Origin of the sequence: Achromobacter veterisilvae (assembly GCF_037619525.1) — a bacterium.
Taxonomy (GTDB): Bacteria; Pseudomonadota; Gammaproteobacteria; order Burkholderiales; family Burkholderiaceae_B; genus Achromobacter; species Achromobacter veterisilvae.
The window spans coordinates 6,484,913-6,506,736 of sequence record NZ_CP148753.1 but is presented as its reverse complement, the minus strand read 5'-3'; the positions used below and the strand labels follow the sequence as shown (position 1 = coordinate 6,506,736).

General features: G+C 66.5%; 21 protein-coding genes and 1 tRNA gene. 12 read left to right on the top strand and 10 right to left on the bottom strand.

Annotated features, from left to right (window positions below):
* Positions 1-64: 64 nt before the first annotated feature.
* From ispE to ychF, 7 genes are all read left to right on the top strand, one after another.
* Positions 65-976, top strand: coding sequence for a 4-(cytidine 5'-diphospho)-2-C-methyl-D-erythritol kinase (gene ispE, locus WHX56_RS30305; RefSeq protein ID WP_338879839.1), 912 nt, complete (start codon positions 65-67; stop codon positions 974-976).
* Between the two features lies 1 nt (position 977).
* Positions 978-1,054, top strand: a tRNA-Gln gene (locus tag WHX56_RS30300).
* 140 nt (positions 1,055-1,194) lie between these two features.
* The gene (locus tag WHX56_RS30295; RefSeq protein ID WP_006227587.1) at positions 1,195-2,145 is read left to right on the top strand and encodes a ribose-phosphate pyrophosphokinase; all 951 of its coding nucleotides are present in this window, start codon (positions 1,195-1,197) and stop codon (positions 2,143-2,145) included.
* 146 nt (positions 2,146-2,291) lie between these two features.
* Positions 2,292-2,909 carry a 50S ribosomal protein L25/general stress protein Ctc gene (locus WHX56_RS30290; protein WP_129245376.1) on the top strand — a complete coding sequence of 206 codons (618 nt, stop codon included), beginning with the start codon at positions 2,292-2,294 and terminating at the stop codon, positions 2,907-2,909.
* Positions 2,910-3,006: 97 nt separating this feature from the next.
* Positions 3,007-3,603 (top strand): aminoacyl-tRNA hydrolase, encoded by a 597-nt coding sequence (gene pth / locus WHX56_RS30285; protein WP_287756326.1) that lies wholly within the window; start codon positions 3,007-3,009, stop codon positions 3,601-3,603.
* A complete protein-coding gene (locus tag WHX56_RS30280) occupies positions 3,603-4,388 on the top strand; it encodes a type II CAAX prenyl endopeptidase Rce1 family protein (RefSeq protein WP_338879838.1) in 786 nt (261 codons plus the stop codon). Before pth ends, WHX56_RS30280 begins: the two co-directional genes overlap by 1 nt.
* A 97-nt stretch (positions 4,389-4,485) precedes the next feature.
* Entirely contained in the window at positions 4,486-5,577 is a 1,092-nt protein-coding gene (gene ychF, locus WHX56_RS30275; protein WP_129245382.1) for a redox-regulated ATPase YchF, read from the top strand.
* A gap of 83 nt (positions 5,578-5,660) precedes the next feature.
* Here the strand turns inward: ychF and WHX56_RS30270 are convergent, their stop codons facing one another.
* The 3 genes from WHX56_RS30270 to WHX56_RS30260 are packed head-to-tail and all read right to left on the bottom strand — an operon-like array spanning position 5,661 to position 8,040.
* Positions 5,661-6,293, bottom strand: a complete 633-nt coding sequence (locus tag WHX56_RS30270; protein ID WP_338879837.1) for a 4-carboxy-4-hydroxy-2-oxoadipate aldolase/oxaloacetate decarboxylase — start codon at positions 6,291-6,293, stop codon at positions 5,661-5,663.
* A gap of 1 nt (position 6,294) precedes the next feature.
* The gene (locus tag WHX56_RS30265; RefSeq protein WP_338879836.1) at positions 6,295-7,275 is read right to left on the bottom strand and encodes a tripartite tricarboxylate transporter substrate binding protein; all 981 of its coding nucleotides are present in this window, start codon (positions 7,273-7,275) and stop codon (positions 6,295-6,297) included.
* 39 nt (positions 7,276-7,314) lie between these two features.
* Positions 7,315-8,040 (bottom strand): RraA family protein, encoded by a 726-nt coding sequence (locus tag WHX56_RS30260; RefSeq protein WP_338879835.1) that lies wholly within the window; start codon positions 8,038-8,040, stop codon positions 7,315-7,317.
* A 68-nt stretch (positions 8,041-8,108) separates the two neighbouring features.
* Between WHX56_RS30260 and WHX56_RS30255 the strand changes: the two genes are divergently transcribed.
* A complete protein-coding gene (locus WHX56_RS30255) occupies positions 8,109-9,041 on the top strand; it encodes a LysR family transcriptional regulator (RefSeq protein WP_338879834.1) in 933 nt (310 codons plus the stop codon).
* On the opposite strand, the gene WHX56_RS30250 is transcribed toward WHX56_RS30255, so the two are convergent.
* Genes WHX56_RS30250 through WHX56_RS30240 form a run of 3 tightly spaced genes read right to left on the bottom strand, consistent with a single transcriptional unit; the run spans position 9,028 to position 12,271 of the window.
* Positions 9,028-10,044, bottom strand: coding sequence for a tripartite tricarboxylate transporter substrate binding protein (locus WHX56_RS30250; RefSeq protein WP_338879833.1), 1,017 nt, complete (start codon positions 10,042-10,044; stop codon positions 9,028-9,030). The genes WHX56_RS30255 and WHX56_RS30250 overlap by 14 nt on opposite strands.
* Positions 9,993-11,057, bottom strand: coding sequence for an NADPH:quinone oxidoreductase family protein (locus WHX56_RS30245; protein WP_338879832.1), 1,065 nt, complete (start codon positions 11,055-11,057; stop codon positions 9,993-9,995). Before WHX56_RS30245 ends, WHX56_RS30250 begins: the two co-directional genes overlap by 52 nt.
* The gene (locus WHX56_RS30240; RefSeq protein ID WP_338879831.1) at positions 11,057-12,271 is read right to left on the bottom strand and encodes a CoA transferase; all 1,215 of its coding nucleotides are present in this window, start codon (positions 12,269-12,271) and stop codon (positions 11,057-11,059) included. The genes WHX56_RS30245 and WHX56_RS30240 overlap by 1 nt, the downstream gene beginning before the upstream one ends.
* An 88-nt stretch (positions 12,272-12,359) precedes the next feature.
* Here WHX56_RS30240 and WHX56_RS30235 point away from each other — a divergent pair, with 88 nt between their 5' ends.
* Positions 12,360-13,322: a LysR family transcriptional regulator gene (locus WHX56_RS30235; RefSeq protein WP_287752995.1), complete on the top strand. Its 963-nt coding sequence runs from the start codon at positions 12,360-12,362 to the stop codon at positions 13,320-13,322.
* 75 nt (positions 13,323-13,397) lie between these two features.
* Here WHX56_RS30235 and WHX56_RS30230 read toward each other — a convergent pair whose 3' ends face one another.
* Positions 13,398-14,411 (bottom strand): tripartite tricarboxylate transporter substrate binding protein, encoded by a 1,014-nt coding sequence (locus WHX56_RS30230; RefSeq protein ID WP_338879830.1) that lies wholly within the window; start codon positions 14,409-14,411, stop codon positions 13,398-13,400.
* A 52-nt stretch (positions 14,412-14,463) separates the two neighbouring features.
* On the bottom strand, positions 14,464-15,633 hold the full coding sequence (locus tag WHX56_RS30225) for a M20 family metallopeptidase (RefSeq protein ID WP_338879829.1): 1,170 nt from the start codon (positions 15,631-15,633) through the stop codon (positions 14,464-14,466).
* A gap of 80 nt (positions 15,634-15,713) precedes the next feature.
* Between WHX56_RS30225 and WHX56_RS30220 the strand changes: the two genes are divergently transcribed.
* The gene (locus WHX56_RS30220; RefSeq protein WP_338879828.1) at positions 15,714-16,484 is read left to right on the top strand and encodes an IclR family transcriptional regulator; all 771 of its coding nucleotides are present in this window, start codon (positions 15,714-15,716) and stop codon (positions 16,482-16,484) included.
* A 14-nt stretch (positions 16,485-16,498) separates the two neighbouring features.
* Here the strand turns inward: WHX56_RS30220 and WHX56_RS30215 are convergent, their stop codons facing one another.
* Together WHX56_RS30215 and WHX56_RS30210 are read right to left on the bottom strand one after the other, a co-directional pair.
* Positions 16,499-16,948, bottom strand: coding sequence for a MarR family winged helix-turn-helix transcriptional regulator (locus WHX56_RS30215; RefSeq protein ID WP_129245404.1), 450 nt, complete (start codon positions 16,946-16,948; stop codon positions 16,499-16,501).
* 3 nt (positions 16,949-16,951) lie between these two features.
* The gene (locus WHX56_RS30210) at positions 16,952-18,550 is read right to left on the bottom strand and encodes an MDR family MFS transporter (protein WP_287753001.1); all 1,599 of its coding nucleotides are present in this window, start codon (positions 18,548-18,550) and stop codon (positions 16,952-16,954) included.
* A gap of 396 nt (positions 18,551-18,946) precedes the next feature.
* Here WHX56_RS30210 and WHX56_RS30205 point away from each other — a divergent pair, with 396 nt between their 5' ends.
* Positions 18,947-21,439: an AsmA family protein gene (locus WHX56_RS30205; protein WP_129245408.1), complete on the top strand. Its 2,493-nt coding sequence runs from the start codon at positions 18,947-18,949 to the stop codon at positions 21,437-21,439.
* Entirely contained in the window at positions 21,436-21,822 is a 387-nt protein-coding gene (locus tag WHX56_RS30200; RefSeq protein ID WP_338879827.1) for an MOSC N-terminal beta barrel domain-containing protein, read from the top strand. Before WHX56_RS30205 ends, WHX56_RS30200 begins: the two co-directional genes overlap by 4 nt.
* The last annotated feature ends 2 nt before the right edge of the window (positions 21,823-21,824 follow it).

The window sequence follows — 21,824 nt, the reverse complement described above, 5'->3', positions numbered from 1 at the left end:
GTGGCGCGCGGCGGCCGGGGCAGTCTGGCTAGAATGTCGTATTCCCTCGCAACGGTTGTCTTTCGTGACCCTTTACGACGTTCCCGCTCCCGCCAAGGTGAACCTCTTTCTGCACGTGGTGGGCCGCCGCGCCGACGGTTATCACCTGCTGCAGACCGCCTTCCGGTTCATCGACCTGTGCGACACGCTGCATTTCGACGCGCGGGTCGACGGCGTCATCAGCCGCGCCGCGGAACTGCCGGGCGTGCCGCCGGAGCAGGACCTGACATTGCGCGCGGCGCATGCCCTGCAGCGGGCCACCGGCACGAAGCAGGGCGTGCAGATCGGGCTGGAAAAGCGCATTCCGCAGGGCGGCGGCCTGGGCGGCGGTTCCAGCGATGCCGCTTCGGTGCTGATCGCGCTGAACCGGCTATGGGGAACGGGGCTGACCCGGCGCGAACTGATGGCCCTGGCCTTGCCGCTGGGCGCCGACGTGCCCGTGTTCGTGTTCGGGCAGTCTGCGTTTGCGCAGGGCGTGGGCGAAGAGCTTGCCGCGGTCGCGCTGCCAGAGCGCGCCTACCTGGTGGCGCAGCCGGATGCCAGCGTGCCGACCCCCGAGATTTTTTCGGCGCCCGATTTGACAAGAGATTCTTCTTACATCACAATAGCGGACTTTCTTGCTTCGCCAACTTTCTGCTTCGGCAGGAATGACTTGGAGCCGGTGGTCTACCGCCTTTACCCGGAAGTGCTTGGGGCATCGCGGTGGCTTGCTGAACAGTTGAAGCCTTACGGCGTCGCGGTTCGCATGTCGGGATCTGGTGCGTGTTTGTACGCCGAATTTTCCGAACTTTCCGAAGCCGTTTTGGCGAAAACAGAAATTACCGCTATAATGCGCGGCGCTGATAAAACAATCAGCCAAACGCATCCACGGTTTCGGTTAGTGCGGGCATGTGCCGGATTAGCTGAACATCCGTTGCGGAATTGGATTGCAAGATAGTTGGGGAGTCGCCAAGCTGGTTAAGGCACCGGATTTTGATTCCGGCATGCGAAGGTTCGAATCCTTCCTCCCCAGCCAACCGAATACATAAAAAAGCTGTTGAACACGCCTGTAAGACACTGGCCCGGGTTCAGCAGCTTTTTTATTTTCCGGGTCCGCTGGTGTATCACCCCCGCCTCATCTCGTCAGTGTCTTAAACGACCATCGCATCATCCATCATGGCAAACGATAGCTTCATGATTTTCACGGGCACCGCCAACACTCGGCTGGCCGTGGACGTAGTCAACCACCTCGATATGTCCCTGGGCAAGATGACCGTCGGTCGCTTCTCGGACGGCGAGGTGATGGTCGAGATCAACGAGAACGTGCGCGGCAAGGATGTCTTCGTCCTGCAGCCCACCTGTGCGCCTACCAACGACAACCTGATGGAAATCATGGTGATGGTCGATGCGCTGCGCCGCGCTTCCGCCGGCCGCATCACCGCCGCGATTCCCTATTTCGGCTATGCCCGCCAGGACCGCCGCCCGCGCTCGGCGCGCGTGGCCATTTCGGCGAAGGTCGTGGCCAACATGCTGCAAGTGGCCGGTGTCGACCGCGTCCTCACGATGGACCTGCACGCCGACCAGATCCAGGGTTTCTTCGACATCCCCGTGGACAACATCTACGCGGGCCCGATCCTGCTGGGCGACATCTGGCGCCGCAACTTCTCGAACCTGGTCGTCGTGTCCCCGGACATCGGCGGCGTGGTCCGGGCCCGCGCGCTGGCCAAGCAACTGGAAGCCGACCTGGCCATCATCGACAAGCGCCGTCCGCGCGCCAACGTGTCGGAAGTGATGAACATCATCGGTGAAGTCGACGGCCGCACCTGCATCATCATGGACGACATGGTCGACACCGCCGGCACGCTGTGCAAGGCGGCCCAGGCCCTGAAGGACCGCGGCGCCGGCGCCGTCTACGCCTATTGCACGCACCCCGTGCTGTCGGGCGGCGCCATCGACCGCATCGAAGCGTCGGAACTGGACGAACTGGTCGTCACCGACACCATTCCGCTCTCCGAGCAAGGCCAGGCCAGCGGCAAGATCCGCCAGTTGTCGTGCGCCGCGCTGCTGGGCGAGACCATCCTGCGCATTTCCAACGCGGAATCGGTCAGCTCGCTGTTCGTCGACTGAAGCCCGGCTCGATCGGACGGACAGCCCGAATACTCAGTTCTTGCGCCTTGCTGGTCGCGGCAAGGCGCAACAAACGCGGCGCGCGTTTTGCGCGCCGCGCATTTAACCGGTGAAGTCTCTTCACCTTATTGTTTTTGGAGTCATCCATGAAATTCAATGCCACTGCGCGTAGCGTCCAGGGTTCGAGTGCGAGCCGCCGCCTGCGCCGCGCGGGCCGCGTTCCCGCCATCGTTTATGGCGGTACGGCTGCCCCGCTGAACATCGAACTCGACCACAACGAGATCTACCACGCCCTGCGCAAGGAAGAATTCCACGCGTCGATCCTGCAAATGGCGGTGGAAGGCGCGGCCAAGGAAGAACAAGTCCTGCTGCGTTCGGTTCAATGGCACGCCTACAAGCCGCAAGTCCTGCACGTGGACTTCCAGCGCGTGGACGCCAACCAGGCCCTGCACACCAAGGTCCCGTTCCACTTCGTCAACGCTGAAATCTCGCCGGCCGTGAAGCTGGGCGGCGCCATCATCAGCCACGTCCTGACCGAACTGGAAGTGACCTGCCTGCCGGCCGCTCTGCCCCAGTTCATCGAAGTCGACCTGAAGGACCTGCTGCCTGGCGCTTCGGTCCACCTGGCCGACATCAAGCTGCCCAGGGGCGTGACCTACGTCCCCCACGGCGGTGACGCCAACCCGCTGGTGGCTTCGGCCGTCGTCAAGGGCGGCGGCGCCGCTGCCGCCGAGGAAGGCGAAGCCGAAGCTCCGGCCGCCTAAGTCTGCCGCGGGCCCATGGGTCCGCAGGCGGCTTGAGCCCGAAACCCTGCGTGTGCATTTGCATGCGCAGGGTTTTTTGGTTTAAACACCCCCCATCATGTCTACTCCCATACGCCTCATCGTGGGACTGGGTAATCCAGGTCCCGACTACGAAACCACCCGGCACAACGCCGGCTTCTGGCTGGCCGACCATCTGGCGGACGATCTGCGCGCGGCTTTCGCGCTGGAGAAGTCCTTTTTCGGCATGGTGGCCAAGGCCCGCCTGGGCGCGGACAACGTCCTGCTGCTCAAGCCCACCACCTACATGAACCGGTCCGGCCAGGCGGTCGGCGCGCTGGCCCGCTTCTACAAGCTGGCGCCGGAGGAGGTGCTGGTGCTGCACGACGAACTGGACCTGATGCCCGGACAGGTGAAGCTGAAGCAGGGGGGCGGCCATGCCGGCCACAACGGTTTGAAGGACATCCAGGCCGCGCTGGGCAGCCCCAATTTCTGGCGCCTGCGCATCGGCATCGGCCATCCGCGCACGCTGGGCCTGGCGCAGCAGGTGGCGGACTTCGTCCTGCACCCGCCGCGCCGCGAAGAACAGAAACAGATCGAAGCCGTCATCGACCGCTGCCGCGCCGTCGTGCCCGCCATGCTGGCCGGCGATTTCCCGCTGGCGACCCGCCAGCTCCATAGCGGCAACGACGCCTGATGAGCGAGACCGGCGACCGGGCCGCCACGCCGCGCGGCAAGATGCGCTTCCGCAGCGAAGTCGCGGATTTCTGGCGGTTCCTGCGACAGCCGCACCCGGTCGCGCGCCTGCCCGGACGCGCGGCCGGCAGCGGGCTGCTGGCGGACTGGTGGCCGGGCATCTCGCCGGGTCGCCTCCTGGCCTGGGCCGCGCTGCTGTGGGCCGTGAACCTTTTCGCGCTGGGGCCGGTGGCGGTGGCCGCCGCCGGGCTGGGCGGCGTCACGCACCGGCTCGACCCCACGAACATCCCGTGGCTGACCGCCGTGATATGGGCGCCGCTGGTCGAGGAGATGCTGTTCCGCTACGGCTTGCGCCGTCCGAAACAGGCCTTGTGGCTGATCCCCGCGATGTTGCCCGTGGTGCTGTGGGGCCCCAAGGTCTGGACAGGCCTCCTGCTGGCCGCGTTCGTGATCCTGGCGTGCTGGGGCGCGCGCCAGCGCCCCGAGCCCCTCAAGGCCTGGGACACGACCTGGCGCCGCTACTACCTGAAGCACTTCGGCCTGGTGTTCCACCTGGTCGCGCTGGCCTTCGCCGCCGTGCACCTGACCAACTTCGTGTACGCCAAGACGCCTTACTGGCTGCTGCCCCTGCTGGTGCTGCCGCAATGGCTGACCGGCCTGACGCTGGGCTGGATGCGCATACGGCGCGGCATCGGCGCGGCGATGCTCCTGCATTCGGTCTTCAACGCCGGCCCCATTTTGATGATCTGGCTCGTCATGCGCCTGGCCCCCACCGCCGCGAGCTAATGGGGCCGCAAGCCCCGCCGTTTCCGGAAAACCCATTCCGGCGGGCGGGGTAAACTAGAACGTTAACGATCAATACCGTAATTACCACAGGATTCCCATGGCTCTGCAATGCGGCATCGTCGGCCTGCCCAACGTCGGCAAATCGACACTCTTCAACGCTCTGACCCGCGCCGGCATCGCCGCCGAGAACTACCCGTTCTGCACCATCGAGCCCAACGTCGGCGTGGTGGAAGTGCCGGATCCGCGGTTGCAGAAGCTGGCTGAAATCGTCAAGCCCGAGCGCATCCTGTCCGCCACCGTCGAATTCGTCGACATCGCGGGCCTGGTCGCTGGCGCAAGCAAAGGCGAAGGCCTGGGCAACCAGTTCCTCTCGCACATCCGCGAAACCGACGCCATCGTCAACGTGGTGCGTTGCTTCGAGGACCCCAACGTGATCCACGTGGCCGGCAAGGTCGACCCCATCGCCGACATCGAAGTCATCGAGACCGAACTGGCCCTGGCCGACCTGCAGACCGCCGAAAAGGCCCTGCAGCGCCACCAGAAGACCGCGCGCTCCGGCGACAAGGAATCGCAGCGCATCGTCGCCGTGCTGGAAAAATGCGTGGCCCAGTTGAACGAAGCCAGGCCGATCCGCGCGCTGGACTTGTCGACCGAGGAAAAGGCCGACATCGCCCAACTGTGCTTCATCACCGCCAAGCGCGCCATGTACGTGGGCAACGTCGCCGACGACGGCTTCACCAATAACCCGCTGCTCGACCGCCTGACCGAATTCGCCGCCGCCCGCAACGCGCCGGTGGTCGCCATCTGCGCCGCCATCGAATCCGAGATCGTCGACCTGGACGACGCCGACCGCCAGGCCTTCCTGTCGGACATGGGCATGGAAGAACCGGGCCTGAACCGGCTGATCCGCGCCGCCTTCAAGCTGCTGGGCCTGCAAACCTACTTCACCGCCGGCGTGAAGGAAGTGCGCGCCTGGACCGTGCCGATCGGCGCCACCGCTCCGCAAGCCGCGGGTGTCATCCACACCGACTTCGAACGCGGCTTCATCCGCGCGCAGACCATCGCCTACGAAGACTTCATCGCCTACAAGGGCGAGCAGGGCGCCAAGGAAGCGGGCAAGATGCGCGCCGAAGGCAAGGAATACATCGTGCAGGATGGCGATGTGATGAACTTCTTGTTCAACGTCTGACGCCCCGTCCGACCCCGGGAACACCCAGCGGACCGGCCCGGCCTGTCGAACCGACAGGCCGGCGAGGCATACCGTCTGCGGCCCTACCGCAGGCCGAGCCTGTGCAGGGTGTCCGTCAACCCCAGTAACTCGGTCGTGAAGACGCCCTGTTCGATCGCCTTGCGCTGTCCGGCTTCCTTTGCCTCGCGCGCCAGGCTCCGCGATACGGTTTCTTCAAGCTCGGCCTGGGGGATCACGGCAACCCCGTCGCGGTCGCCCACGATGTAGTCGCCGGGGTGGATGAGCGCATCGCCTATCGTGACCGGCACGTTGATCCGGCCTGGCTGGAACTTGCCGGTGCCCTTGATCGACAGGCCGCGGCAGAACACCGGGAAGCCCAGCTCGATGATCAGGTTCGCATCGCGCACGCAGCCGTTGATCACCAGGCCGGCGATGCCGACCTGCATGGCCTGCAGCGTGAGCACGTCGCCCCAGGGGCCGGCCTCCATGAACGCCTTGGCGTCGACCACGAGCACATCTCCGGGGCGCGCTTTCTGGACGGCATAGTGCAGCATGAGATTGTCGGCGGGTCGGCAGTCGACGGTGAAGGCCGGGCCCGCCAGGCGCGTCGCCGGGTCGATGGGTTTGATGCCGTGGTCCAGCGCGCCTTTGGCGCCCTGGGCTTCGTAGACGGTGGCCGCGCCCAACTGGCGCAGCGTGGCAAGCAGATCGGTCATCTCAGTCGACCTTTGCGCCAGTGCGTTTGACCAGGGATTCCCAGTAGGGCAGTTCCTTGGCGATGAAGCTTGCGAACTGTTCGGGTGTGCCGGTCACGTCGTCGGAACCCATTTCGTCCAGATTTTTGGCCACCGCCGGGCTCTTCAGCGTTTTGACCAGGCCTTGGTTAAGGCGTTGAACCAGGGCCGGGGGCGTCTGCGCGGGGGCGAAGATGCCGTACCAGTTTTCGATCACGAATTTTGCGTGGCCGAGTTCTTTCATGGTGGGCACGTCCGGCAGGCTCTTGGAGCGGGTTTCTCCGGTTGTGGCCAGTGCGCGGATGCGGCCCGAGCCGAGCTGCGGGGCGATGGCGGTGGTGGTTTCGAAGGCCACGGGCACCTGCCCGGCTATCACGTCGGCCAGCGCCGGCCCTTGTCCCCGGTAGGGGATGTGCGTCATGTCCAGCTTCATGTCCAGTTTGAGCATTTCGCCCATCAAGTGCTGCGGGCTGCCGCTGCCGCCCGAGGCGAAGTTGAATTCGCCGGGCTTGCTCCGGATCAGCGTGAAGAGTTCGTCGGCGGTCTTGGCCGGCACCGAGGCATTGACGTAGAGCACCAGCGGGACGGCGGCTACTTCGGCGACCGGCGCCAGCGCGCTGACCGGGTCGTTGCGCAGTTTGTACAGATTCCGGTTGATCACGACGCCGGTATTGTTGCCCAGCAGCAGCGTGCAGCCGTCCGGCGCCGCGGTGGTCACGTACTGGGTCCCGATGTTGCTGCTGGCGCCGCCCTTGTTTTCCACGATGACGTTGGTGCCCAATTCGTCGGCCAGGCCGGGCGCGATCAGGCGCGCCAGGATGTCGGTCGTGCCTCCGGGAGGGTAGGGCGAGATGATCTTCACGAGCTGGCAGGGATACGGCTCCTGCGCCAGCGCGGGGGCGGCGACGGCGGTCGCCGCCAGGCCGAGGGCTCCGGCAGTCACAAAACGGGTAATCGACATCATGTCTCCTTGGATTATGTAGTTGTTGTCGGCGCCTGAAGATCAGGATCGGTCCATCAGCCTGTCCGGCGAGCGCTGCAGCGTGTGGTAGCCGAATTTCTTGCGCGCCTCGGCCAGCGGCATGCCGTTCAGGGCGGCATCCAATATCCTGGTTTCCAGTGCGTGCGTTTCCAGGGCCTTGCCAAGGACCTCCTGCATGCTGGCCTGCGGCACCACCACCACCCCGTCGGCGTCGCCGATCACGAGGTCTCCAGGACACACCCGCACGTCGCCCAGGCTCACGGGTTCTTCGTATGCCTGCACTTGCACCCGATCCTTGCCGGTGCGCATAAAGGCGCCGCAGGCATACAGGGGATAGCCGGCCTCATCGGCTTCGGCGGTGTCGCGGCACACGCCATGCACGACGGTGCCGGCGATGTTCTTGTGCGCGGCCAGGCGGCTGAGAATTCCCCCCCATACCGTGCAGTCCGTTCTGCCGCCGTTGTCCAGCACGGCGACGGTGCCGGGAGCAAGCCGGTCGATGAAGTCGCCCACGGTTCCGGGCTGGGCGTGGTCTATCGGCGCAAAGCGGACGGTGTAGGCGCGGCCGAAGAGCTTGGCCGGCCCTGCGACGGGCCGGATGCCTGGCGCGCTGCCGGGCAGGTTGAAGTAGTCGAGGGCGTCGGATACTTCGGCGGTGGAAAGCCCGCGGCTCAGGCGCAGCCATTCGGGTTCGTTCATATCGGGAATCAACAGGGTCTCCAGGTTCCGGCGCAGGAATGCGTGCATGTGATCCCATGTTCAGCTAATGAAAAGTGGAAAGCAATCAAGCATTTTTGAGCGTAAGATCAATTTCCATGAACCTGAAATCCCTGCAATTCTTTTGCGAAGTGGTCGAGACCCGCAACGCCAATCTGGCGGCGCAGCGCTTGCATGTGGTGCCCACGGCGGTCAGCATGCAGCTTGGGCAACTGGAGGCCATGCTGGGCGCGAAAGTGTTCGACCGTTCTACGCGGCCCATGACGCTGACGCCGCTGGGGCGCTTCCTCTATCCCAAGGCCAAGGCGCTGCTGGCCGATGCCCAGCGGCTGTTCGACGAAGCCCAGGACATGGCCTCGGGCCATTTCGGCTGGCTCAGCATCGGGTTCACGCGTTCGACTATTTTTTCGGTGCTGCCCGATGCGGTGCGCCGGATGAAGGTGGACCTGCCCAAGGTGCGCATCGACCTGACCGAGATCCTCAGCGAACACCAGGGCGAGGCCTTGCGCAGCGGGCTCATCCACGTCGGGCTGTCGCGCGCCATGGGGCCGCGTACCGAAGAGGACGACCTGGATTATTTCCCGCTGTTCGATGATGCGCTGGTTGCGGCGGTGCCTTCCGCGGGGGCGTTTTCAAAGCGCAAGCGCCTCACGCCCGGCGATCTGGCCGGCATGCCTTTCATCAGCTATCCGAAGGATCCGGAAAGCAGCTTTGCCCGCTCCACCATCCAGGCGCTGGAGCAGGCGGGCGCCAGGGTGCGCGTGGGATACGAGGCGAAGGAGATCCACACCGCGCTGGGCCTGGTCGCCGCCGGCCTGGGGTATGCGCTGGTCGGCAGGTCGGTTGCCGACGACAGCCGCAGCGATATCCTGTTTCTACCCGTCCAGGGCCTGACGGCGACGGCCCAGGTCTACGCGGTGCGCGCCAAAGGCGTCTCGCACCGCCTGGCCGACGATTTCATGAAGATCATCGTGGAGCAATCGGGCGCGCGGGACCGGGCCGGGGCAACCCGGTCCGCTATTGCGGGGTAATACCCGCCGCCGTCACGATACCCCGCCATTTCTCGCCTTCGGCCGCGTTGAACCGGGCGAAGGCCTCGGGCGTGGATCCGACGGGCTTGGCGCCCATGGAGGCGTACTGGCTGATCACGTTCGGCTGGCGCAACGCCATCGCCGCGTGTTCCGCGAGCTTGGCGGCGATGGCCGGCGGCGTGCCCTTGGGGGCCCACAGGCCGTACCAGGTGCTGATGTCGAAGCCGGGGAAACCCGATTCGGCCATGGTCGGCACATCCGGGAATTCCGCCACCCGCTGCGCGACCGTGACCGCCACCGCGCGCAGCTTGCCCGATTTGATGAATGGGGTGGCCGACGGCATCGAGTCGAACATGAATTGGATCTGTCCGCCGACGAGGTCCGTCAGCGCCGGCGCGCTGCCCTTGTAGGGCACGTGCTGCATTGGCAAGCCAGTGCGCGCCTTGAAGGATTCTCCGGCAAGCTGCTGGGCCGAGGCGCTGCCGGCCGAGCCGAAATTCAATGGCTGGGCTTTCCCCAGCGCCACCAGGTCCTGCGGGGTTTTCACGGGGCTGGTCTGCGGCACCACCAGCACCAGCGGTACATCGGCTAGCTGCGTGATCGGCGTGAAGTCCTTGAACGCGTCATACCGCATGGAACGGTAGATATACGGATTGATGACGTGGAGCGATGCGTTCGCCAGGAAGGTATAGCCGTCCGGCGCGGCGCGGGCCACCAGGTCCGCGCCTATCATGCCGCTGGCGCCGGGCTTGTTGTCGACGATGATGTTCTGGCCGATGGTCTTGGACATCTCGGCCGCGACCAACCGGGAGACGATGTCGGTGGGGCCGCCCGGGGGGTAGGGCACCACCATCGTGATCGGACGGCTGGGATAGTCGTCCGCGGCGCAGGCGGGAGCGATGGCCAGCGCGCCAGTGCATGCGACGGCCAGGGCAAGCGCCGCGCGCAGATTCAGGATGTTGCGTCTCGTGCTGCTGCCGCGATGGGCGGTAATGGATTGCATGGGCTAGTCTCCGATATTATTTTGAGCGCCACTTTGCCCACGACCTGACGGCTCTCCAATGCCTGGAGCGCGGCGGCGAGTTCGGCGATCGGATAGACCGCCGTTACTGCGGGATGGATGCGCTGACTGCGCGTCCAGTCGAACAGGGTCGCCATGGCCCGCTGCATGGCGGGCGCGTGGACCACGCGCTCGTCTGCCGGGGTCCAGCCGATATAGCGCCCGAAAAAGAATCCGTGCAACGCGATGTTCTTCACGAGCAGCAGGTTCAATGGCGCCTGCGGTACGTCGCCGCTGGCGAATCCCACCGACAGCATGCGCGCGTTGGCCGCCGCGGCCCGGATTGCCCGGCCGAACGCGGCGCCGCCCACGGGATCGAACACGATGTCGGCGCCGCGGCCGGCGGTCAGCGCTTTGACGGCGGCGGCCATGCCGTCGTCGGCCGCCATGGCGTGGAAGGCGCCCGCGTTACGCGCGGCCTGGCGCTTTGCCTCGGTGCTGGCGCAGGCGATGACACGCGCGCCCAGCAGGGCGGCCAGTTCCACCGCCGCCAGGCCGACGCCCGAACCCGCTCCCAGTACCAGCACGGTCTCGCCGGGCTGCATGGCCGCGCGCCACAGCAGGCCGCAGTACGCCGTGCCGTAGGATATGGGAACGGGCAACGCCTGGAGCGGATCGAGGCCGTCCGGCACGGCGTAGACGGTGTGCTCGGGCAGCGTCAGCCGTTCGGCGTAGCAGCCCCAGCGCGCCAGCGCCACGACCCTGTCGCCGGGACGCAGGCGCGTCACCGCGCTGCCGCAGGCAAGCACCTGGCCGACGGCTTCGGTGCCTGGCACGAAAGGCATCGGCGGGCGTGTCTGGTAGCGGCCTTCTATCAGTAGCTTGGTGGCATGGCTGACGCTGGCGTAATGCACCGCGATGGTGACTTCGCTGGGGCCGGGGGATGGCGCGTCGGACGTGTCGAGCAGCGCCACGTCCCGCACCGGGCCGAATCGTTCGCAGAGCAGGGCGCGCATCAGCGGGGCTCCTTCTGGGCGCAGCCCTGCACCAGCGCGCCGGCCGCCAGCAGCGCCTGGATCTCGGGCGGGCTCCAGCCCCAATCGCCCAGGACTTCGCGGGAGTGCTGGCCTATCGCGGGCGAGGCGGCGAGCGGGCGGCGTTGCGCCAGGCCTGGAAGCGGCGCGTAAGGTAGATTGCCCACGCCGGGCTGGACCAGCGTTTGCAGGAGGCCCACGTGCGCGGCCTGCGCATGGGAGGCCAGATCGTCGTAGTCGCGCACGCGAGCATGCAGCACGTCCTCGCGCGTCAGCCGTTCGGTCCAATGGGAGGACGGCCGGGTGGCGAGCTGCGCGGCCAGCTCCCGGTGCAGTTCCTCACGCCGCTCCATGCGGCCGGCATTGTCCGCATAGGCGGGGTCGAGCAGCCATTCCGGGCGTTCCAGGGCGCGGCAGAGCCGGGCGAACTGGTCGTTGTTCAGCGCCAGCACCGACAGGCGTCCGTCGGTGGTGTCGAACACGCCGTTGGGCGCGCTCACCGGTCCGGCGCGGCGCGCGCCCGCCATGCCGTAAGCCAGGATGTCGTTGGCCTGCAGCGCGGCGCAAGCCTGGAACAGGCTCAGTTGGACGTGTCCGCCCGTCCCTGTCCGGGCCTGCCGGTACAGCGCCGCCATGGCCGCCTGCGCGGCGTAAAGCGCGGTGGCGATATCGGCCATCAGCACGCCGATGCGGCGCGGCACGCCCGCCTCGTCCTGGTTGGCGTACATCAGGCCGCTGTCGGCCTGCATGACGGAATCGGACGCGGGGGCGTTGGCGTAGGGGCCGTCTTCGCCGTAGCCGCTGATCGATACGTACACCAGGCCGGGCGCCCTGGGCGCCAGGTCCTGGTAACCCACGCCCATGCGGGCGGCCACGCCCGGCCGGAAATTCTGGATCAATACGTCGGCACTGTCTGCCAGGCGGCGCAGCGCCTCGCGCCCTGCTGGGTGGCGGGCGTCCAGGCAGACGCCGCGTTTGCCTGCGTTATAGGCCGTGGACAGCGCGCTGTGCGCGCCGGCCACGGTGCCCACGTGGCGGCCCCAGTCGCCGGCGGGAGGCTCCACCTTGACGACCTCCGCCCCGTGCTGCCACAGCATCTGCGCGCAATACGGGCCGGCGATGCCCTGGCTGATATCGAGCACGCGCAGGCCGGAAAAAGGACCGTGGTTCACTTCGGCGGCAACGGCGGAGTCCATGGCATTCCGGGGAAAGAGTCGATGAGCCGATGGTAGACTCGGCCCGTCGGCTGGACAATCTGCGTAGTTGTGCCTTGAATGGTGAACCATGATTGACAAAGAGCTGGACCTGAATCTGGTGAGGCTGTTCGTCGCAATGGTCGAGTCGCGCAATCTCAGCGCCGCCGCCGATCGCTGCGGCATGACGCGTTCGAACATGTCGCATCGGCTGAAACGGCTGGAACTGGCAATGGGGTCGCAGTTGCTGCGCCGCACGACCCGGCATGTCGAACTGACGCAGGCTGGCCAGTTGCTCTACCAGCACGGCGTGCGCCTGCTGGACGAAATGCGCGCGGCCCAGGCCTCCATCCACAGCCTGGACGGCAGCGTGCGCGGCGATGTCCGCATCCGCTTGCCGACGGGCCTGGGCCATTTGTACCTGGCGCCCGTGCTGCTCGATTTCACGCGCCGCTATCCGGATATTTCATTGCGCGTACACATCAATGACGCCATCGGCGACCTGGTGTCGGCCGAGGTCGACATGGCGTTGAAGATCACCTCCGCGCCGCCGGAAGACCATGTCGCGCGCCGCATCTGCGACGTGCAATGGTGTCTGTGCGCCACGCCTGCTTTCCTGGGCGACTACGGCCCCATCGTGCAATTGGAGCAACTGGGCCGCTGCACGCTGATTGCGCCCCAATCGCTGGGCAGGCGCTTCGATCTGCGCTGCAAGCGCGCTCATGGCGATCCCCTGCTGCTGCGCGTGGCGCCGCGCCTGCAATCCGGGGACTATCCGTTCCTGCGTGACGCGGTGCTCGCGAGCCTGGGCGTGGCGCTGCTTCCGCGCTATGCGGTGTGGAGCCAGTTGCGCGAGGGCGCGCTGGTCGAAGTGCTGCCCGAGCTGGAGCCCGAAGGCGTGGGCGATGCGATCTACCTGCTGACCGCGCCCAATCGTTTTCCGTCAGTGGCGACGCGCACCCTCGTGGACCACTTGCGCGAGCACATCGAACGCCATCGCGGCGATTGGCAGCGTGCACAGGCTGGTCAGGCGGAGCCTCCCGCCGTTCAATAGCGTCCCGTCGGCAGCACGTCGGCCAGCCACGCGCCGGGATCGGGCTTTGCGCGCGGCCGGCCCCTGGCGCACGCCTCAGCCCGCCTGGACGTATCCCGTGGCGCGGATCATTTCCCTGTGCTTCGCGATTTCGGCCGCGTAGGCGGCCGCCGCCTCGTCCAGGCTCATGCGCGGCGAGACGTTGCGGCCGTCCGCCTCCAGCTTGGCGACGACGTCCCGGTTCTCCAGGGCTTGCCCGATGGCCTTGTTCAGCGCTTCCTTGATCGCGACCGGGGTTCCCTTCTTCACGTAGTAGCCGGCGTAGCTGGCGTACTCGAAGTTGGCCAGGGCCGGCGTTTCGGTGATGCTGGGCACTTTCGCCAGCACCGCGGGCCTGTTCCGCGACAGGACCGCAAGCGCCTTGAAGCGGCCGCCCTGGATCATCTCCAGCATCGAAGCCTGGAAGGGCATGATGCTGAAGTCGATCTGGCCGCCCGCCAGGTCCTGGATGACGGGCGCCGTGCCGCTGTAGGGCACGTGGGTGAAGGGCACCTTCACGGTCTTGCCCAGGTACTCGGTGATCAGGTGATAGAGCGAGCCGACGCCCACCGTTCCGTAGGTCAGGGAGTTCGATGCGTCGCGCTCGCCGGCCAGTTTCAGGAATTCATCCACGGTGTTGGCGGGCAGGCCGGCGCGCACCAGCAGCACCAGGTGCGTCACGGTGATGGGCTGGATGCTCTCGAAGGCGTCCGGCTGGTAGCGCACGGCGCGATTGGTCAGGGGCGGAAGAATCAGTTCGTTCTGCGTGCCCTGGAAGAACACGCCGCCGTCGGCCTTGGCGTTCAGCACTTTCGAGGCGGCGATCGTGCCGGTGGCGCCGCCCAGGTTCTCGACCACGACGCGCGCGCCCAGGCTGTCGCCTATCGGGCCGCTGAGGATGCGGGCGCTGACGTCGCTGGGGCCGCCGGCGGGATAGGGGACCATCATGCTGACCGGCCCGGCCGGATAGGCTTGCGCGTGCGCGGTTTTCATCCATGCGGCGGGGGCCAACGCCAGCGCCGTGCCGGCCTTGAGGAGGGCGCGGCGTGTCTGCAATGCGTGTGAAGTCATGAAAAGCACCTGGTGAGAATGCCGGGCGGAAAGGCCGCGACGTTTGCGCCGCTTACCACTGGGTGTGGGCAAGCCGCAGTATCGTGTTGAGCACCGCCTGCCCGCGCGGGACGATGGTGCCGATCTCGCAATATTCATCCTGCGTGTGGAACTTCCCGCCGACGGGGCCCGTGCCGCACAGCGTGATGGCGCCCAGGCTGGACGTCACGCCCGAGTCCGCGCAGCCGCCGCTGAACTCGGCTTCCGCCTTGTGGCCGATCGCGCCCAGTTCGGCCTGGTACAGCTCGAACAGCCTGCGGGACTGGGCGGTGGGCACGAAGGGCTTGAATTCGCCGGTGATGTCCAGCCTGGACAAGGTGCCGGTGATGAAGGATCTGTCGCAAATGCAGCGGATCTTGCCGACCAGGGATTCGCGCTGTTCGAGGTCGAAGATGCGCAGGTCGATCGCGGCGGTGGCGGAGGGCGCGGAAGTGTTGACGGACAGGCCGCCGTTCACCAGGCCGACGTTGACGGTGACGCCCGCGTCCAGGTCGGTCAAGGCGTCCAGCGCCACGACTTTGTGCGCCAGTTCGGAGATCGCGCTGATGCCCTCGGCGAAGTTCGCGCCGGAGTGCGCCGCCTTGCCTTCGATTTCCATGTTGAAGAACACGCCGCCCTTGCGTCCGGTCACGACGTTGCCGGACGGGCGTCCCGGTTCGGCGTTGAACACGAAGCCCGCCAGCTTGCCGAAATGCGCGATCGCGTCCTTGCTGAGCGGCGATCCGATTTCCTCGTCGCAGGTGAACAGGCCGGTGACTTCCGGAGCGCCTTCGCCGTAGCGGGCGAGGGCGGCCAGCAGGAAGGCGTTCATGACGATGCCCGACTTCATGTCGGCCACGCCCGGGCCGTAGGCGCGGGCCCCGTCGATGCGGAAGGGCCTGCGGGCCGCCTCGCCCGCCGGGAAGACGGTGTCGCAATGCCCCATCAGCAATACGGGCTTGCCCGTGGGGCTCGCGCGGTTCACGGTGACGGAGATCGCGGCTTCGACGCCGCCTGCGTAGTGGGAGACCGTTTCCAGCCCGTGCGACGCGAAGAACGATTCCAGCCGCCGGAATACGCGCGCCACGCCGGGTTTGTCAAAACTGCCTGAGTCGATATTGACGATATCCTCCAGCAGCGCAAGCATTTCCGGCTGCCGGCTTTCGAGCCATTGCGCCGCGGTGAGTCCGGCCTCGAGATTCATTGCGTGTTCCTCGGGTATTGTTATTTAATACTTGGTATTATTATGTGCTACTTGAGAAAACCCGTACATTAGGTAAAACGATGACGACCAACGCACTGTACGTAGGGTCCGTGGGCAAGGCCTTCCGGGTCCTGGACTGTTTCAAGAACGCATCGGGCGACCTCGGCCTGATGGAGATCATGGCCATGAGCGGCCTGGACAAGAGCGCGGCCCAGCGCTACGCGCACACCTTGTGCGCCGAAGGCTATCTCGAGCAGAACGCGCAGACGCGGCGCTACAGGCTGGGCACGGGCATGCTCAACCTGACCTTCCATTTCCTGCGCATGCATGCGCTGGTCGAGGCGCTCAATCCCATCATGCTGGAACTGTCGAAGTCCACGGGCGAGAAGATCAGCCTGTCCCTGCTGGATGGCAACGAACTGGTCCACGTCATGCGGCACCAGACCCACACCGAGCACTACCATGCATCGCTGGTCGGCCGGCGCGTCCCGCTCTACTGCACGGCGGGCGGGCGGGCCGTGCTGTCACGCCTGGACGAGGCCGAGGCGTCGTCCCGCCTGGCCGCCGCGGAATTGGCGGCCCATACGCCCAAGACCCTGATCGCCGCCAAGGCGGTCAAGGCCGAGGTGAAGAAGGCCCGCGACCAGGGCTATGCCCTGGTCGTCGACGAGTTCATCATGGGAGAGGTCAGCCTGGCCGCCGCGGTGACGAATGCGCAGGGTTCGCCTTACGGGGCCCTGCACCTGTCGGGTTCGTCCAATGCCTGGACCGGAAAGGATTACGCCGCGAAGTTCGCGCCGTTCCTGCTGCATGCCATCGCGCAGTTCGAGCGCCGCAATCCGCCCGAGTAGGCCGGCGCCGCGCGTCAGCCCTGCGAAGGCTTGTCCGCGGCGGCATGCAGGAAATTCTGTTCCAGCACGCTGAGCACGCGGTTCAGGGTGTCGATGTCGGCCGCCGACAGTCCCTTGAGCGACTCTTCGAAGAAGGCCGCGCGCCTGGGCAGGGCGTCGTTCACGACCGCCTGCCCCGCCGGCGTGAGGCTGGCGTTGGTCAGGCGGTTGTCCTGCGGATCCACGGCGCGCGCAATCCAGCCCAGCTTTTCCATGGCCTGCAGTTGGCGCGTGAGGGAGGCGGGATCCAGGCGGCAGCGTTCCGCCAGGTGTTTCTGCGAACACTGGCCGCATTCATGCAAGGCCAGGAGGATGCGCCAGCGGGGCAGGGCGTGGCCGACCCGTCCGCTGAACGCGCTCTGCATGACGCGGTAGGTCAGGCCCATGTGCTGGATGACCTGCAGGCCTTGTTGCTGTTTCGGCAAAAGCTATTCTCCGACGCTGGCCGGCTCCGGCTTGGAGGGGCGGACCAATTGAACCGGGGGCACGCGCCGCACGCACCAGAGGGCGAAGACGGCGACGGCCAGGGCGATGAGCTGCCCTTCATGGATGGCGCCGACGAGCGCGACCCGCGCGATCTCGATCAGCGACGTTCCATCCTGGCCCTGGTGCGCCAATTGTGCCAGGAACTGCGTCTGCGCCTCGGGATTGACCAGCATCTGGGGATCGTTCAGTTCCGGCAGCCAGCGGGCGGACGCCCCGCGCAGGGTGGATTCGACTCCGCTGAAATAGCTGTGGCTGACCATGGTGCCGACGATCGCCGTGCCCAGCATGCCGCCGATCATGCGCAGGGATTGCAGCAGCGCGGTCGCGATGCCCAGGTGGCTGCGGCCCGCGGTCTGCTGGGCGAAGACCGTGAGGTTGGGCATGATGAAGCCCATGCCCAGCCCGGCCATCAGCATGTACGCGGCGATGACCGCGTGCGAGGTATAGCTGTGGGTGGTGACGATGCCCAGGCACGACAGCGCCATCAGGATGAAGCCCGCGTACAGCATGCGGTTCGGATGGCGGATCCGGGTGATGATCCGGCCGTTCACGATGCTGCCCACGGTGATGAAGACGACCATGGGCGTGATGAGCAGGCCCGCTTCCTGGGGCGACAGGCCGAAGCCGCCCTGCAGCAGCAGCGGCGCGTAGAACAGCAGCGAATACATGGTCACGCCGACCAGCAGCGCCAGCGTGAACAGCATGGCCAGGCCGCGGTTGCGGAACATGTCCAGCGGCAGCAGCGGATGCGGGCAGCGTTTTTCCCACCAGTACAGCAGGGCGAAGGCGGCGGCGCTGCCCGCGCCGAGCAGCAGGATCGCGCCGCTCAGCCCTTCCTGGGGCAGCAATTCGACCAGCAACTGGAGGGAACCCAGGGCCAGCGCGACCAGCAGCGCGCCCTGCCAGTCCAGGCGCACGGGGCCGGCCGTGTGGTTGCGCAGGTGCGGCAGGTAGCGCGTGACGAACCAGAGGCCCAGGGCGCCGATGGGCAGGTTCACGTAGAAGACCGAACGCCAGCCGTAGTGTTCCGTCAGCGCGCCGCCCAGGGTCGGGCCCACCGCGTTGGCGATGCCGAAGGCGGAACTGAGCATGACCTGCCAGCGCAGCCGCACGTGGGGATCGGGGAACAGGTCGGGAATGGAGGCGAACGCGGTGCCCACCAGCATGCCGCCGCCGATGCCTTGCAGCGCCCGGGCCAGAACCAGGGTGAGCATGCTGTCGGCCGCGCCGCACAGCGCCGAGGCCAGGGTGAAGAGCACGATGGCCGTCACGACGAACGGCTTGCGCCCGTAGTAGTCGCCCAGCCGGCCGAAGATGGGAACGGTGATGACGGAGGTCAGCAGGTAAGACGTCGCTACCCATGCATACAGTTCGAAGCCCTTGAGTTCGGCCACAATCGTGGGCAGCGCCGTGCCCACCACGGTCTGGTCGATGGCGACCATCATCATGACGAAGCACATGCCGAGCATGGCGAGCAGGGTTTGCCGGAAGGGAAGCACCTGGCCGGGTGAGTGCGGGGTGCCGGAAGCGGGGGCGGGCATTGTTGGATAGATCAATGATTGATGTGTCAATCATTCTAGCCCTACAATGCGGCGGACAGAAAACCGTCAGCTTTCCCGCCCGGTTTTTCGCGGGGCCGGGGGCCCGCGGCCCAGGATATTCCGGGGAATGTCCCGGCGGCCTCGCGAAGCCGGCCCGATTTGTTACGATAGCGTTATCTGTGCGCCGGCCGGGCCGGCGCCATTCACCTGGCCTTCCTTGGCAGACCCTCCCCGTTTTGGCGCCGCGGCCCTGGCTCGGCAAGAGCGAGGGCACGCCTGAAAGGCCGACGGCGTCACATGCCCGGCGGTCTTTTCCTCCGGCAAAGCACCATCCCCGCGTTCCGGCGCGATGGACGGCATTCAAGGATTTCCAGTCGAGGTACCGACGGGGCGGCAATGAAAACGTGGTTCAAGCGCATTTTGATAGGCCTGGTGGTGTTGGTTGTCGTGGCCGTCGTTGGCCTGGCCATCTTCTTGCTGACATTCGACCCCAATGCGTACAAGTACAAGCTGGAAGAGCTTGTCCAGCAACGCTATCACCGCACGCTGACGATCGACGGCGAGATCGAGCTGTCGCTGTTCCCGCGCATCGGGCTGTCGGTGCAGGGCGTGTCGCTGTCCGAGCCGGATAGCGCCGAGACCTTCGCTTCCATCGAAAGCACCCGCCTGGCGGTCGCGGTGTGGCCCTTGCTGTCCAACAGCTTCGTGGTGGACCACGTGGCCATCAGCGGCCTCAAGGCGCGCGTGATCCGGGACAAGCAGGGCATGTTCAATTTCAGCAACCTCGTGGGCGGCACCTCGCCGATCACGGCGGTGCCGGCCAATCCGGCGGAAGCGCTGGTGGGCGCGGCCCAGACCGCGGCGCAGGCCATCACCAACGGCAGCCTGCCGCAGCCGCGCAACAACATGCAGATCGACATCGCCGGCCTGGACCTGAAGGACGGCGAAGTGCAATTGCAGGACGCCATCACCGGCATGGCGGTGGCCGTCACCAAGATCAACGCCAATACCGGCCGCGTCACGTTCAACCAGCCGTTCGACGTGCGCCTGACCGCGCGCGTCGAAGGCGGCAACCCGCGGGTCGACGCCAACCTGACCGGCCAGGCCTTGCTGACGCTGGACCCGTCCGCCAAGCGCTATGCCGCGCAGAAGCTCGACCTGCGCATGGACGGCAAGCTGCCGGGCGCGGAAGCCAAGAGCCTGGCCATGCGCGGCAACCTGGCGTTCAACGGCCAGAAGTCGGCGCTGGACGTGGCCGGCCTGGAAGTCGTGTTCCAGGGCGACGTCACCGATCCCGCCGCGCGCGCCACCAATGTGGAAGCCAGCGTCGCCATGCCCAAGCTCTCGATCGACCCGCACAAGAGCCAGTTGCAGATCGAGAAGCTGGCCATCCGCGCCAAGGGCGGCGTGGCCGACGGCCCGTTCGAAGTCGCCGTGGACGCGCCGGCGCTCAATATCTCCCCCGCCTCGGCCACCGGCGAGGCGCTGACCGGGCGCGTGCGCCTCGCCGGCCTGGACGCCAGCTTCGGCCTGAACGGCATCAGCGGCAACGCCGGCGAGCTCGACATCAAGGAAGCCAAGCTGGACAGCACGTCCAAGAACGGCGAACGCGTGGTCAAGCTGAACTTCGCCTCGCCGCTGTCGCTGAATCTCCTGCAGCGCAGCGGCGGTCTGTCCGCCTTGCGCGGCGATGTGAACATCACAGACCCGGGGCTGCCCAAGGGCAGCCTGCAGATCCCCGTGATCGGCAGCGTGACGGCCGATCTGCTGAAGGACCAGGCGACCAGCAAGATCAACGCGGTGCTGGAGGGCGGCAAGTTCGACCTGAGCGCCGACATCACCAAGCTGAGCGACGCGCCCCGCGTGAATTTCGCGCTGGCCGTGGATACGCTGGACCTGGACAAACTGGTGCCGCCCGCGGCGGCGCCCGCAGCCAAGCCGCCCGCCGAAGGCAAGAAGGACGAAAGCAAGCCGGCGCAGCCCGCGCCGGCGCCCGCCGACGATTCGATCAACCTGTCCGCGCTGATCGGCCCGAGCGTCAACGGCACGCTGAAGGTCGGCAAGCTGGTGGTGCGCGGCCTGAAGGCCGACGACGTCGGGGCCTCGGTGAAGCTGGACAAGGGCAAGCTGGAAATCACCAGCCTGACGGCGGGCCTGTACGGCGGCAAGCTGGCGGGCGCCCTGACGGTCGACGCCGCGCAGGGCAACCAGTTGGCCACCAAGATGTCGCTGGCGGGCATTGCGATCGAACCGTTCCTGATGGACCTGGCGCGCCAGAACGTGCTCAGCGGCACGGGCAGCCTGGCGCTGGACCTGAAGACGGCCGGCGCCAACGCCTATGCTCTGAAGAGCGGCCTGGGCGGCACCCTGCAACTGCGCCTGCGCGACGGCGCGGTCAAGGGCATCAACCTCACGCAGACGCTGCGCGAACTGAAGGCGGCGTTCAAGCCTGAGTCGCAGGACGAGACCGTTGCCGCCGACACCAGCAAGCAGACGGCATTCTCCGAGATGGACGCGGACCTGGCGTTCACCAAGGGCGTGGCCGCCGTGAAGCGCCTGAACGTCGTTTCGCCCCTGCTGCGCGTGACGCAGGGCGAGCCGGCCACGATCGATTTTGTCAAGAGCGAACTGGACCTGGTGGCGCGCGCGCGCGTGGTCAATCCGGCCGCCGATCCCGAAGGCAAGGAACTGATCGACCTGAAGGACGTGACCATCCCCGTGCACGTCAAGGGGCCGTTCGAGAAGCCGTCCTACACGCTGCTCTGGAAAGACGCAGTGGGCTCCATCCTGAAGCGCAGCCTGGAGAACAAGCTGCGCGAGGCCGTCACCGGCAAGGGCAAGAACGGCGGCGCCGTCGACAAGGCATTGAAGGGACTGCTGGGCAAATGAGCGCCGAACACTTCCAACCCATCGCCGAATGCGGCGTCACGCCGCAGTCGGAGGCCGCCGGCTACCATCGCCAGTGGCTGATCGCCAACGATTCCGGGCAGTGGCTGAACCGCGGCCTGTGTCCCCGGCTGGCCGAGGTGTCGGTCGAACTGCGGCTGGGCTACCTGGTGCTGAAGGCGCCCGGCATGCTGCGCATGGATATCCCGCTGGACGTCATCGAAGACGACGACAGCGTGCGCTACAGCATGAAGGTCGGCGAACAGGCCATCGACGTGATCGACGAAGGGGAGCTGGCCGCCGCCTGGATCTCCAACTTCGTGCAGGTGCCTTGCCGCATCATGAAGGTGCACCCCGACACGCCCGTGGCGGCCTGGCCCGCCTAGCG

What these genes read in the sequence shown, in the direction of transcription:
- ychF (WP_129245382.1), top strand. Translation starts at nt 4,486, where the DNA reads ATGGCTCTGCAATGCGGCATCGTCGGCCTGCCCAACGTCGGCAAATCG.
- WHX56_RS30255 (WP_338879834.1), top strand. Translation starts at nt 8,109, where the DNA reads ATGAACCTGAAATCCCTGCAATTCTTTTGCGAAGTGGTCGAGACCCGC.
- WHX56_RS30245 (WP_338879832.1), bottom strand. Translation starts at nt 11,057, where the DNA reads ATGCGCGCCCTGCTCTGCGAACGATTCGGCCCGGTGCGGGACGTGGCG.
- WHX56_RS30210 (WP_287753001.1), bottom strand. Translation starts at nt 18,550, where the DNA reads ATGCCCGCCCCCGCTTCCGGCACCCCGCACTCACCCGGCCAGGTGCTT.
- WHX56_RS30220 (WP_338879828.1), top strand. Translation starts at nt 15,714, where the DNA reads ATGACGACCAACGCACTGTACGTAGGGTCCGTGGGCAAGGCCTTCCGG.
- WHX56_RS30225 (WP_338879829.1), bottom strand. Translation starts at nt 15,633, where the DNA reads ATGAATCTCGAGGCCGGACTCACCGCGGCGCAATGGCTCGAAAGCCGG.
- pth (WP_287756326.1), top strand. Translation starts at nt 3,007, where the DNA reads ATGTCTACTCCCATACGCCTCATCGTGGGACTGGGTAATCCAGGTCCC.
- WHX56_RS30205 (WP_129245408.1), top strand. Translation starts at nt 18,947, where the DNA reads ATGAAAACGTGGTTCAAGCGCATTTTGATAGGCCTGGTGGTGTTGGTT.
- WHX56_RS30260 (WP_338879835.1), bottom strand. Translation starts at nt 8,040, where the DNA reads ATGCACGCATTCCTGCGCCGGAACCTGGAGACCCTGTTGATTCCCGAT.
- WHX56_RS30250 (WP_338879833.1), bottom strand. Translation starts at nt 10,044, where the DNA reads ATGCAATCCATTACCGCCCATCGCGGCAGCAGCACGAGACGCAACATC.
- WHX56_RS30280 (WP_338879838.1), top strand. Translation starts at nt 3,603, where the DNA reads ATGAGCGAGACCGGCGACCGGGCCGCCACGCCGCGCGGCAAGATGCGC.
- WHX56_RS30240 (WP_338879831.1), bottom strand. Translation starts at nt 12,271, where the DNA reads ATGGACTCCGCCGTTGCCGCCGAAGTGAACCACGGTCCTTTTTCCGGC.
- WHX56_RS30295 (WP_006227587.1), top strand. Translation starts at nt 1,195, where the DNA reads ATGGCAAACGATAGCTTCATGATTTTCACGGGCACCGCCAACACTCGG.
- WHX56_RS30270 (WP_338879837.1), bottom strand. Translation starts at nt 6,293, where the DNA reads ATGACCGATCTGCTTGCCACGCTGCGCCAGTTGGGCGCGGCCACCGTC.
- WHX56_RS30200 (WP_338879827.1), top strand. Translation starts at nt 21,436, where the DNA reads ATGAGCGCCGAACACTTCCAACCCATCGCCGAATGCGGCGTCACGCCG.
- WHX56_RS30265 (WP_338879836.1), bottom strand. Translation starts at nt 7,275, where the DNA reads ATGATGTCGATTACCCGTTTTGTGACTGCCGGAGCCCTCGGCCTGGCG.
- WHX56_RS30230 (WP_338879830.1), bottom strand. Translation starts at nt 14,411, where the DNA reads ATGACTTCACACGCATTGCAGACACGCCGCGCCCTCCTCAAGGCCGGC.
- WHX56_RS30235 (WP_287752995.1), top strand. Translation starts at nt 12,360, where the DNA reads ATGATTGACAAAGAGCTGGACCTGAATCTGGTGAGGCTGTTCGTCGCA.
- WHX56_RS30290 (WP_129245376.1), top strand. Translation starts at nt 2,292, where the DNA reads ATGAAATTCAATGCCACTGCGCGTAGCGTCCAGGGTTCGAGTGCGAGC.